This is a genomic window from Streptococcus sp. HMSC064H09, assembly GCF_001812625.1.
Classification (GTDB): Bacteria; Bacillota; Bacilli; order Lactobacillales; family Streptococcaceae; genus Streptococcus.
Genome location: NZ_KV809616.1, coordinates 19,246 through 31,468 on the forward strand (window position 1 = coordinate 19,246; position 12,223 = coordinate 31,468).

General features: G+C 42.5%; 10 protein-coding genes and 1 pseudogene. All 11 read left to right on the plus strand.

Features of this window, described 5'->3' with window-relative positions:
- The first annotated feature begins 62 nt into the window (after nucleotides 1–62).
- The gene (gene secY2 / locus HMPREF2867_RS08545) at nucleotides 63–1,289 is read left to right on the plus strand and encodes an accessory Sec system protein translocase subunit SecY2 (RefSeq protein ID WP_070577082.1); all 1,227 of its coding nucleotides are present in this window, start codon (nucleotides 63–65) and stop codon (nucleotides 1,287–1,289) included.
- Nucleotides 1,290–1,389: 100 nt separating this feature from the next.
- The gene (gene asp1, locus HMPREF2867_RS08550) at nucleotides 1,390–2,961 is read left to right on the plus strand and encodes an accessory Sec system protein Asp1 (RefSeq protein ID WP_070577084.1); all 1,572 of its coding nucleotides are present in this window, start codon (nucleotides 1,390–1,392) and stop codon (nucleotides 2,959–2,961) included.
- On the plus strand, nucleotides 2,948–4,486 hold the full coding sequence (gene asp2, locus HMPREF2867_RS08555; RefSeq protein ID WP_070577085.1) for an accessory Sec system protein Asp2: 1,539 nt from the start codon (nucleotides 2,948–2,950) through the stop codon (nucleotides 4,484–4,486). The genes asp1 and asp2 overlap by 14 nt, the downstream gene beginning before the upstream one ends.
- Nucleotides 4,487–4,488: 2 nt before the next feature.
- Nucleotides 4,489–4,935 carry an accessory Sec system protein Asp3 gene (gene asp3 / locus HMPREF2867_RS08560; protein ID WP_048674049.1) on the plus strand — a complete coding sequence of 149 codons (447 nt, stop codon included), beginning with the start codon at nucleotides 4,489–4,491 and terminating at the stop codon, nucleotides 4,933–4,935.
- Nucleotides 4,928–7,303 (plus strand): accessory Sec system translocase SecA2, encoded by a 2,376-nt coding sequence (secA2, locus tag HMPREF2867_RS08565; protein WP_070577087.1) that lies wholly within the window; start codon nucleotides 4,928–4,930, stop codon nucleotides 7,301–7,303. Before asp3 ends, secA2 begins: the two co-directional genes overlap by 8 nt.
- A gap of 12 nt (nucleotides 7,304–7,315) precedes the next feature.
- On the plus strand, nucleotides 7,316–8,824 hold the full coding sequence (gene gtfA / locus HMPREF2867_RS08570) for an accessory Sec system glycosyltransferase GtfA (RefSeq protein ID WP_070577089.1): 1,509 nt from the start codon (nucleotides 7,316–7,318) through the stop codon (nucleotides 8,822–8,824).
- A complete protein-coding gene (gene gtfB, locus HMPREF2867_RS08575; RefSeq protein WP_070577092.1) occupies nucleotides 8,821–10,173 on the plus strand; it encodes an accessory Sec system glycosylation chaperone GtfB in 1,353 nt (450 codons plus the stop codon). The genes gtfA and gtfB overlap by 4 nt, the downstream gene beginning before the upstream one ends.
- Nucleotides 10,166–10,345: an accessory Sec system protein Asp4 gene (asp4, locus tag HMPREF2867_RS08580; RefSeq protein WP_002883547.1), complete on the plus strand. Its 180-nt coding sequence runs from the start codon at nucleotides 10,166–10,168 to the stop codon at nucleotides 10,343–10,345. The genes gtfB and asp4 overlap by 8 nt, the downstream gene beginning before the upstream one ends.
- Before the next feature lie 4 nt (nucleotides 10,346–10,349).
- The gene (locus HMPREF2867_RS08585; RefSeq protein WP_002883546.1) at nucleotides 10,350–10,574 is read left to right on the plus strand and encodes an accessory Sec system protein Asp5; all 225 of its coding nucleotides are present in this window, start codon (nucleotides 10,350–10,352) and stop codon (nucleotides 10,572–10,574) included.
- A 38-nt stretch (nucleotides 10,575–10,612) separates the two neighbouring features.
- Entirely contained in the window at nucleotides 10,613–11,614 is a 1,002-nt protein-coding gene (locus tag HMPREF2867_RS08590; RefSeq protein WP_002883536.1) for a sugar transferase, read from the plus strand.
- A gap of 494 nt (nucleotides 11,615–12,108) precedes the next feature.
- A pseudogene (locus tag HMPREF2867_RS11790) lies at nucleotides 12,109–12,223 on the plus strand (KxYKxGKxW signal peptide domain-containing protein); the annotation flags it as partial.

Sequence of the window (12,223 nt, forward strand, 5' to 3'; positions counted from 1 at the left end):
TCTCTGTCTCGTTTCAATCGAAATAACATCAGCCTGTCTATGGGCAGGAAATAGGAGTAATAGTGAAAAAAATTAGTCAATCGATAATCACCAAACGTGTCTTATGGACCCTCTTTTTCCTCTTTATTTATTGTTTGGGAAATCAATTGGTTCTACCGTTTGTGGATTTGAAAAATGTAAATATCTTTGGGGGAGCCATAGGTTCCTTGGCTTTCTCTAGTGCCATGATGGGGGGAAACCTCAGGTCCATGTCTCTATTTTCAGTGGGCTTGTCGCCCTGGATGTCGGCCATGATTCTCTGGCAGATGTTTTCTTTCTCTAAGAAAATGGGCTTGAAAAATCTTCCCATTGAGATTCAGGACCGTAGACGCATGTATTTGGCCCTAGGGATTGCCATTGTTCAATCTTTGGCAGTGTCCTTGAATTTACCTATCGTTTCAGGGGTGAATGCTAGTCTCGCTATTTTCATGAATACCATTTTATTAATTGCTGGGACCTTCTTCTTGGTTTGGCTATCAGACCTCAACTCTCTCTTTGGGATTGGAGGCTCCATTGTTATCTTGATGGCAAGTATGATGGCCAATCTGCCCTATCAAATCATGGATAGTATTGAAAAGTTAGGTATCGGTTGGGATGTCTTGCTTCCTCTGATTCTATTCAGTTTGGTCTTCCTCTATATTTCAGGGGTTGTGCAGAGGGCTAGATACCGTATCTCAATCAATAAAATCAATATTCATAACCGCTTTAAACAGTATTCTTACTTGGATATTATGTTGAATCCAGCCGGAGGGATGCCTTTCATGTATGCCATGTCGCTGGTTAGTATTCCGCAGTATGTTTTTATGCTGATTCAATTTATCCATCCTGAAAACAAGTGGACCAGTGGTGCCATCAAGGCCTTGACGGTCGGTCAACCTCTTTGGTTGGTTGTTTATCTGATCATGCTCTTCGTTTTAGGGCTAGCCTTTGCCTTCGTTAATGTCTCTGGTGAGCAAATCTCTGAGCGAATGCGCAAGTCAGGTGAGTATATCTACGGTGTTTATCCAGGCCAAGAAACTAGTGCCTATATCAACCATTTGGTGCTTAGACTTGGTTTTATCGGTGCCCTTTATATGCTCTTTATGGCAGGTGCTCCAATGCTGATTATCTTGGTCAATCCAGATTACCTACAACTGAGTATGATTCCTGGGACATTCTTGATTTTTAGCGGTATGATTTACAATGTTAACGAGGAAATGAAAGCCTTGAAGCTTAACACTTCCTACACCCCACTTTTTGAAAATGTATAAACTCTCACCCCTTGTGGGGTTGAGAGGCAGGCTGGTGATGCGTGATCGGTCTGCCCCTCAATCTCAAGTATTGTGATGAAAAGACAATGAAGGAGAACTCATGTATTATTTTATTCCAGCTTGGTATGGACAGACGGATGAATTTTGGAAGACGGTCATTGATCCTTGGTACCGTATCCGCCAAAAAATTGAATTTGATGACAGCTTGCACCAAGTTCGTATCTTTCAGGATGAGGACTTAGCCCCTCAGCTTTTGCTCTTGGCCTACCAACCACATTTGCGTTATTTCTTGCATCGTCATGATGTCTTGGAAGTTGGCTATACAGCTATTTTTGACTTGATTCAGGGTATCACTGATGAAGATATGAAAAATCTTCAGGTGACAGATTTGGAATGGCCAGAAGGGGCTACCTTTGTTCACACACCATTTGCTATCGTGGTGCAATGCCAACACAAGCGTTATGCCGAGATTGAGTTTGGCTCAGAAGGCTTTATTGGCATGATTCGCTACTATAAGGATGAGCAAATCATTCGCGAAGACATCTACGATGACCGCGGTTTTATCTCAAGTAGTCTTTATTATGAAGGTGGACAACCAAGCTATCGAAACTATCTTAATGCCAAGGGAGTCTGGCAACTCTGTCATTTCTTTGATGGTCGTGGGATTGTAGCCAACCCTCGTACGGAAGGTCGTTTTAATAAGAGTTACTACAGTGATCTTTCAGAAGTTATCTGGGAATTTTTGACTAAATTCTTGGACGAAAAGGTAGAAGCAGAGGACCGTTTTGTTATTGCCTCAGATTTACGCCATAACAAGCACCTCTTTGAACATTTGCCAGCAGACAACACTAAGATTTTGACTTGGTTCGCAGAACGTAATCAGGACGATAGTATTGACACCTATGCAGGCTTTCTGCCGCAAGTGGACTTGTTGATTGCTGACCGTTACGATTACTTGGAGCAGCTTCAGGTTGCCTATCCAGAAGAGGCTAAGAAACTCAAACACATGGCTTCCTTCGATACCCGTTTGGCTTTGGGAACCAGTCAACGTGTCAAAGAGTCTAAGATTTTTTATCAGGTTGACTTTGACCAGTTGGATTTAGAGGCTATTTATCAGGTCTTGGCTTTTGTGGCTAAGTATCCTAAGACACAGGTTGAATTTGGAGCATTTAATGCCAATCCAGAGCAACTTGGTAGCCTGCAAAATCAAGTGGAAAAAATGATTGAAGAACGATTGAGTCCAGATGCCTTTGAAGAGGTTGTCGAAAGTAGTGGTGCAGAAAATAAATTGGAAGAAAATAATGAAATCGTCAGCCGATTTTCTTTCCAAGACCTGCGTGACGAGACTGCCCTTATCAAGGCCCTTCAATTTACACGACTCATTGTCGACTTGAGCAAGGAACCTAATCGTTATACACAGATTGCTGGAATTAGTGCTGGTATTCCACAAATTAACCGTGTGGCATCTGAGTATGTGACCCACCAAGAAAATGGTTATATCTTGAAGCACTTGTCCGATTTTGAAAAAGGGGCTTACTACTATTTGGGACAGTTGAACAACTGGAACCGTTCCCTTATCTACTCAATTGAGAAAATTAAGGAAAACACAGGAGACCGTTTGGTACAAAAATGGGAAAATTGGTTGAAGGAGGAGCAGAATGACCAAGGATAATCGCCTGAAAATACTACAAGTTGGACCATCCAACTGGTCAGAAATTCAGGAAATTCCTGAAAATATGAAATGGTATTATTGCAATCTTGGTCAGCTTGAGACCTTGCAAGAAACCATCGAAGAAGACGAAATCAAGACTTTCACAGCTGTCATTGTGGACAGTCTTGCAGGTCTTGAGGAATTGATGGCTATTAAAGAGCATTTGATTCCTCACACTATTTTCTTTGATCAAACGATTGAAGTGACAGATGAGAGCCTCCTTCAATTTCTGAAGGAAGTTTGTGCTGTGCCGACTGATTTTTCAAATCAAGGACAGTTGCTGTTTACCCTTTCAAAAGCACTCTTTTCAGGCCAATACGGGGATAAGATGTCTCCTTTCACTACCCAGGTTAACCCAAATTTTACTGGTGAGGTGACCTACCACGGTCATGAAAATGTCATTTTAAAAGGTGATTATGGTCAAGATTTTAGTCCTGTCTTAGACTGGACCTATAATGTCAGAGCCAGCAAGGAAAATCCTATCGAGCTTTGGTTGGAATTTGAAAAAGAGGAGACTTGCGAGTGTCGTTTGATTCTCAATCTTTTGCCAGAAGGTTCGGTCGCAGGTATTTTTAAGACCTATATCGTTTCAGAAGAAGAAATGCGAAAGGGAGCCATTGTCCTTGATGAGGACATGACCTTCCTCTTGGCTGCTAGTCTTGAAATGAAGGGCAAAGGTCAGATTACAATTGGTGGTCTCCACCAACGTTTGACCCGTTTCCAATTCGGTAAATTTGTACTTGGTGGTGGTATTCTCCACGACAGCAAGCGTCAGGAAATCAACTATTTCTTTTATCCTGGGGATTTCAAGCCACCTTTGTCTGTTTACTTCTCAGGTTTCCGTCCTGCCGAAGGTTTCGAAGGTTTCGGAATGATGAAAGGGATGGGAACACCATTCTTGCTCTTTTCAGACCCTCGTCTCCAAGGGGGGGCCTTCTACATGGGAACTGAAGAGCTTGAAAATAGTATCAAGGATACCATCCAACATTACTTGGACTATCTAGGTTTTGACAATAGTCAACTCATTCTCTCTGGGATGTCCATGGGAACCTTCCCATCTATGTACTATGGTGCGGACTTTGAACCTCATGCCATCATCATGTCTAAACCCCTAGCCAATGTTGGTACTATCGGTAATCGTGCCAGACTCTTGGCACCAGAGGTTTTCCCGACAGGAATTGATGTCTTGCATTTGCAGACAGGACGCTTGGATAATGAGGGTGTTGAGGCCCTTAATCAGAAGTTCTGGAATAAGTTTGAAAAAGCAGATTTTTCAAACACGACCTTTGGTCTTTCTTACATGAAAGACGAGGATATGGATCCGACGGCCTATGAGGATATTACCAAGTCCCTCTATTACTCAGGGGCTAAGATTCTCAGTAAGGGAACGTCAGGTCGACACAACGATGATTCATATACGGCGACAACTTGGTTTGTCAATTTTTACCGTATGATTTTAGAAAATGATTTTGGAAGGAAGGAGTAAGAATGTTCAGAAACAAGAAATCAGAAATCTTGTGGGGCTTAAACCACAAAGCCTACATGTATGGCTCAAAAATTGTTAAACGCCAAGATGGTTCTGTGCAATTTTACAATCCTTTGGTGCCATCAGGAACGGAAATCCAGTCTTGGATGGCCATCCAAAACTATCAAGCTGCTCGTACCCAGCCTGCCCTCCCACTTTTGAAAAAGGGGCATAGCTATGACTTGACAGCTAATCTCGAAGCTGTACCAACAGGCTCAGTCTTTTTGAAAGTCAGCTTTTTGGACCGTTATGACAATGAAATCAAACAGCTTATTGAAAAAAGTACCCACATGACCTTTATTTACCCTCATGATGCCTATACCTATCGTATTTCTCTCTTGAGTGCTGGGGTCAAAGAGCTGGATTTCTACAGCTTGAAACTGGAAGAAACAGGAGAAGAACATGTTTAAACAACTGAATCCTATTCTCCCTGTTAAGGAGATACTCAAGGAAATCAACGTCCTAGCCGATGAAATGGCCGGTCTGAGCAACCTTGAGTTGAAAAATAAAACGCAGGAATTTAAGGAGCGTTTAGCCCAAGGAGAAAGCTTGGACGACCTCCTGCCAGAAGCCTTTGCGGTTGTTCGTGAAGCAGATAAGCGCGTGCTAGGCATGTTTCCTTATGATGTTCAGGTCATGGGGGGCATTGTCATGCACCAGGGCCATATCGCTGAGATGAATACCGGTGAGGGTAAGACTTTGACGGCAACCATGCCAGTCTACCTTAATGCCTTGTCAGGTGAAGGGGCTATCCTCGTTACGACCAATGAATATTTGGCTATCCGTGACGCCGAAGAAATGGGTCAGGTCTATGAGTTCCTAGGTTTGACGATTGGTGTGCCTTGTGTGGAAGGCAGTAATGAGATGGAACCAGCTGAAAAGCGTGCCATCTATCAATCAGATATCGTTTACACGACCAATGCCAGTCTAGGTTTTGACTATTTGATTGATAACCTTGCTTCTAACCAAGACGGGAAATACATGCGTCCTTTTAATTATGCTATCGTCGATGAGGTTGACTCGGTCCTTCTTGATAGTGCCCAGACGCCCTTGATTATTTCTGGTGCGCCCCGTGTTCAGTCCAACTACTATGGAATGATGGATACACTCATGACCACCTTGGTCGAGGGTGAAGACTACATCTTCAAAGAGGAAAAAAGTGAAGTTTGGTTGACCACTAAGGGTGCCAAGGCTGCTGAAAACTACCTCGGTATCGGCAACCTCTACGATGAGGAAAATAGTACCTTTGCCCGTCATTTGCTCTTTTCACTTCGTGCCCACTTGCTCTATAAAAAGGACAAGGACTACATCATTCGTGATGGTAAGAAAGGGCCTGAAGTGGTTCTTCTTGATAAATCGACAGGTCGTCTCTTGGAATTGACCAAGCTCCAAGGTGGACTCCACCAAGCCATCGAAGCCAAGGAATTAGTGGCCTTGTCACAAGAAACCAGAGCCATGGCTTCTATCACCTACCAAAGTCTCTTTAAAAAATTCAAGAAAATTTCAGGGATGACTGGTACTGGTAAGGTTGCGGAAAAAGAATTTCTCGATACCTATGGTATGAAGGTCATTCAAATTCCAACCAACCGTAAGAAACAACGTATCGACTATCCAGATAAGATTTATGCGACTCTGCCAGAGAAGGTCTTTGCTTCTTTAGAGTATGTTAAGCATTATCATGAAAAAGGCAATCCTATCTTGATTTTCGTTGGTTCGGTGGAAATGTCAGAGCTTTATTCTTCTTTACTTTTGCGTGAGGGGATTGCTCATAACCTACTAAATGCCAACAATGCACCTCGAGAGGCTGAGATGATTGCTGAGTCAGGACAAATGGGTGCCGTGACAGTTGCGACTTCAATGGCTGGACGTGGAACAGATATCAAGCTCGGCAAGGGCGTAGCTGAACTGGGTGGATTGGTCGTAATCGGTACGGAACGTATGGAAAGTCAACGTATTGACTTGCAAATTCGTGGCCGTTCTGGACGTCAGGGAGATCCTGGTATGTCTAAATTCTTCGTCTCACTTGAAGACGATGTGATTAAGAAATACGGTCCATCATGGGTTCACCGTACCTACAAAGAATACGCCATTAATGATCACATTGAGCCTAAGGAACTGACCGGTCGCAAGTATCATAAATTGGTTGAAAAAGCCCAAGAAGCTAGCGAAAGTTCTGGTCGTACCTCACGTCGTCAGACGCTTGAATTTGCAGAAAGTATGAACATCCAACGTGAGATGATTTATGCTCAACGTGACCGTCTCATCTACCACAATCAAGGTTTGGACACTGTTATCGACGAGGTTCTTGACGATTTCATCGACCAAGCAATGGCTGAGGAAGATTTCTCAAAAGCGGAAAATCTTTACCACTTTATCTTGCGTAATATCAGCTTCCGCATCAATGAAATTCCTAAGGATTTAGACCTCAACAATCGTGAGCAAGTCTTGGAACTCATCTACCAGTTTGCCTATCGTGAACTTGATGCTAAGAAGCAGGAGTTGAAAACCAAGGAACTTAACGAGTATTTCCAACGCCTATCCATGCTGAAGGCTGTGGATGACAACTGGGTGGAGCAGGTAGACTATCTGCAACAACTCCAAATGGCTATCGGTAGCCAGCAACTCAGTCAAAAGAACCCTATTGTCGAATATTACCAAGAGGCCTACAAGGGCTTCGAAGCCATGAAACGTCAAATCAGAAAGGATATGGTTCGTAATCTTCTCCTTAGTCAGGTGCAAGTCACTAAAAAAGGAGATATCATCAGCCATTTCCCATAAAATAAGGAAATTATGACAGTATATAACATTAATTTAGGCATAGGTTGGGCCAGCAGTGGTGTTGAGTATGCTCAGGCCTATCGTGCTAAGATTTTCAGGGAAATGGGGCAAGAAGCAAAATTTGTCTTTATGGACCTCATCCTTGGGGATAATATCGAGCATATGACTAGCAAGATTGGTTTTTCAGACGATGAAATCATCTGGCTTCATAACTATTTTACAGATATCAAGATTGCGCCATCGACCATTAGCCTAGCAGAAATAGAGACCGTCTTACCTGCCAATCCTGAGCGCAAGGAAGTTGCTGGTCGCCTCATTCGTTACCATTATCCACAGGATGATATGGTAGTAGCATGTAACCTTCGTGCGATGGACGAAGATGCAGTGGAAACAGTCAGCTATTTTGTCAATGACAAGCTCTTGCGCAAGGACTTTTACTCTTACACCCGTTACTGCAGTGAGTATTTTGCGCCTAAGGACAATCAAGCCAAGGTTTACCAACGTCGTTTTTATAACGAAGATGGATCTACAGCCTATGACATGATTGTCGGAGACAATAATCAGGATATCTACCGTTTTCCTGATCAGGTTCTTTATGGTAAGCAAGAATTCCTTCGCTATTTCTTCAAACGTCTAGCCCTAACCAAGGATGATGTGGTCATCTTGGACCGTGAAACAGGTATTGGCCAGTTGGTCTTTGAAGAAGCGCAAGCTGCTCGCCTAGGTGTAGTGGTTCACGCTGAGCATTTTAGTGTCAATCAAACTGATGGCAACTATATTCTCTGGAATAACTATTACGAGTACCAGTTTACCAATGCGGACAAGGTTGATTTCTTTATCGTGGCAACTGATCGTCAGAAGGAAATTCTTCAAGAGCAGTTCCGTCGCTACACCAACCACGATCCCAAAATCTACACTATTCCAGTGGGAAGTCTGCCTGAATTGGTCGGGCAGGACAAGCCACGTAAGCCATTCTCAATGATCACGGCCTCACGATTGGCTCAGGAAAAACACATTGACTGGTTGGTTCGTGCGGTTATCGAGGTTCATAAGACTCTGCCAGATATCACTTTTGATATCTACGGTAGTGGTAGTATGGATGCCAAGTTGCGTGAGATTATTGTCGAAGCACAAGCTGGCGACTATATCCGACTCATGGGGCACGCTGACTTGACTGACATTTATAGCCAGTACGAGGTCTACCTAACAGCTTCAACCAGTGAAGGTTTTGGCCTTACTCTCATGGAGGCGGTTGGTTCAGGTCTTCCGATGATTGGATTTGATGTGCCTTACGGAAATCAAACCTTTATCGAAGACGGGGTCAATGGTTATCTCCTCCCTGTCGCTGAAAATCATGTTGTGGATGTCATCACCAAGTCCTATAAGGATGCCATTGTCCGTCTCTATGAAAAAGACAATATCGAAGCCATGCGTCAAAAATCTTATGACCTTGCCAAAGCCTTCTTGACCAGTCAAGTCAAGGCAGCTTGGAAACAGTTACTTGAGGAGGTACGCTCATGATATTCTTATGTGATTACTACAATCAAGCCAGTAAGGATCTAGCTTACTCTCTTCAGGTAGCAGGCTATGATGCCACAACAGTTGTCATCAATCCAGATGGTTTTCTCCCTCAAGATGCTCTCTCTCCTTTCACCTATTATGTGGAAGCAGAAGAGGAAACTGGCAAACCACGCTTTTTCAACCAAGTTCCTGTGCCAGACTTTTGGGAAATTTCAGGGAATAATCAGATGGCGCGTGTGTCTAATCTTACCGAAGAACGTGCTCGAATCACCTTCCCAGAAGGGAGCAAGGCTCGTATCGTTAAAAGTGTCGAATGGTTAGACAAGTCAGGAAAAATTCGCCAAGTGGACCACTATAACAAATACGGATTCTGCTTTGCCAAAACCACTCATGATGAGAACGGTCAGGCAGTCTTTACCAGCTACCAAACCAAAGAAGGCGACGAACGTATCTTGGAAAATCATCTCACCAGTGATATTCTCTTGACTCTACCAGGACAAGCCCTTCGTCGTTTCGCCAACCGTACCGAATTTGTCAAAGCCTTCCTAGCTCAGGTCTTTGGTGATATCGACCACATTATCTTTAATAGCCTGGCGACACCTTTCATCGTCTCATGGACTATGGAAAATAAAGGTGCCACTGATGTCCTTGCCTGGCAAGAGCCACTGGGTGATGTCCTTCCAGGTAATATGAATGGTATCTTGGAGGATAATTCAGCCAGAGCCAATGCCATCATCATTCCTGATAAAGTGACTTATGAAAAAGCCTCGACGCTGGTGCCTGAGGATAAAAAACATAAGGTCTTGTCACTTGGCTATGCCTATGACTTCAAGGAAAATCATGGCAAACCTCGTAATGCCTTTATTGCAACCAATTCAGACCAAATTGAGCGTTTAGAAGCCTTGGTTGAGTCACTCCCTGATGTGACCTTCCAGATTGCGGCAGTCACTGAGATGTCACCAAGATTGCTCTCGATGATGCGTTATTCAAACGTTGTGCTCCATCCAAATGCTAGTCACAAGCAGTTGGACAAGCTCTATCAAGAGTCTGACCTCTATTTGGACATTAACCATCATAATGAATTGTACAAGGCGACGCGAACTGCCTTTGAACACCAATTATTGATTTTGGCCTTTTCAGAAACAGCTCATGGACCTGTCTATACAGCACCAGAGCATATCTATGCCAGTCAGAACTATCCAGCTATGGTTGCCAAGATTAAGCAGGTCCTAAGCGACAATCAAGCCATGCAAGAGGCCATGCAAGCTCAAGAAGCTCAAGCCAATACTCTGACTGCTTCTGAGTTGGCCGACCGCTTACAATCACTTTTAGGAGGAAATCATGTCTAAAAAAGATTTATTCTACGGTGACGTTGAAGGCCGTATGGAAGAACTCAAGCAAAAGCCTATCACAAAAGAAAAAGAAACCAGAGGAGAGAAGATTAACAAGAGCTTTTCAATCATGCTCGGACTTGTTATTATCATCGGTTTGATCTTCACCCTTATTGGTTTGTTGAGGTAGTCTTATGATGTTAGTATTTATGGTTCTAGCAGTGATTCTTTCGGTTGCCCTTATCGTCCTAGTGACCATCCAACCGCGTCAAACGCAGATTTTCTCAACGGATGCCACTAGTAATATCGGTAAACCAAGTTATTGGGCTAGCCAACCGATTCGAAAAATGTTGACCTTGGCTATCAGCATAGCCCTCTTTATCCTCTTACTTATTTTTATGATTGTTTCTTATAAGTAAGTAGAGGACTTCCTACCATATAATAGAAAGAAGTATGTATGCGTGTACATTTTACGAATTTATTTGGGCAGTCCCCACGTAGTGTGGCCTTGATTGCCCAAAATGATACCATGAAGATTGCCAAGGAGCTTGGTGCCAATGAATTAGCAATCTATTTCTACGATAATAGCCAGGAGTCAAGTGGTGAATTAAATTCCCGCCTTGATGGTATTGTGGCAGGAGTGAGCTATGGCGATATTGTCTTCTTCCAGTCGCCGTCGTGGAATAGTGTCGCTTGGGACACTAGCCTCATTCATAAATTTAGGGCAGTGCAAACCAAACTTGTGATGTTCATCCATGATGTTCCACCTATAATGTTTCCTAGTAATTATTTCCTCATGCCTAACTACATTGAGATGTACAATCTTTGTGATGTCGTCGTTGTTCCATCAGAACAAATGCGTGATCGACTCATTGAGGAAGGGTTAACGGTCAAAAAGATTATTATCCAGGAACTTTGGGATTTGCCTCATAACCTTGACTTGCACAAACCAAGCTTCCAAAAGAAGCTCATCTTTGCTGGTAATCCAACTCGTTTCCCCCACATTCTCAACTGGCAGCAGGAGACACCTCTTCATGTCTATGCGGAAAAAGAAGAAGACAAGGATTATTCCAGAATTCAACTTGAAGGCTGGCGTAATAAACAGGAGCTCTTGTTTGACCTTTCTAAAGGAGGTTTTGGTCTTGTCTGGGGGAATTCAGAAAAATCTGAAGATGAGCTTGATTACTATAAGTTGAATATTTCCTATAAACTCTCTACCTATTTAGCTGCAGGCTTGCCAGTTGTGGTGCCTGACTATCTTTCAAATGCTGACTATGTCAGAGAACATGGCCTAGGCTTTGTCGTTTCGAGTCTGGAAGAAGCAGACCGTTGTGTACAAGAATGTACCGAGGAGCAGTATGCCCAGATGGTTGCTAACGCACAATACACTGCCTACCTCATTAGCAATGGTTATTTCATCAAGAAGCTTTTTATTGATGCTATAATGGCCCTTGGTTAATAGTCTAAAAAGAATTATCGGAAGGTAATTCTTTTTTGTGACAAATCTGAGCATATATCTTGACTATTTATAAATTAATCAAATCATTTTCACTTTAGACTTAAGGATTTAAGGAAGACCTGTCTCTAATTAGGATTAATGTTAAAAAATAGTCAATAATAGCCTAACAGATGTAAAGAATTCGCCTAAAACAATTGATTGTAATTGTGTGACAATTTATCAAAAATGGAATTGTTGGATAATTTTAAACCGAACGATAGTCAGCTTAAAAATGAGAATAATAGAAATGAATAGCATAAAATAGGGGTTTTCAACCGTTTGCACATAAAAATAAGGGTAATTGTTTATAGTAATCAGAAAATTCAGAATTGCGAAAACCTTACATTTTTTTGAAGAAAATGAGATAAAAAAGAACAATTTTTAGTCAACTTGTGTTATATTATAAAATGTAATTTCCAGATTAGGAAATAACTCATATTTTTTAGGAGGTAAATATGTTTTTTAGACGTAACGAAGGTGAATTCCGCGAAACTGATCGCGTGACTCGCTTCAAACTTATCAAATCGGGTAAAAACTGGCTTCGTGCTGCAACATCTAACTTTGGACTTT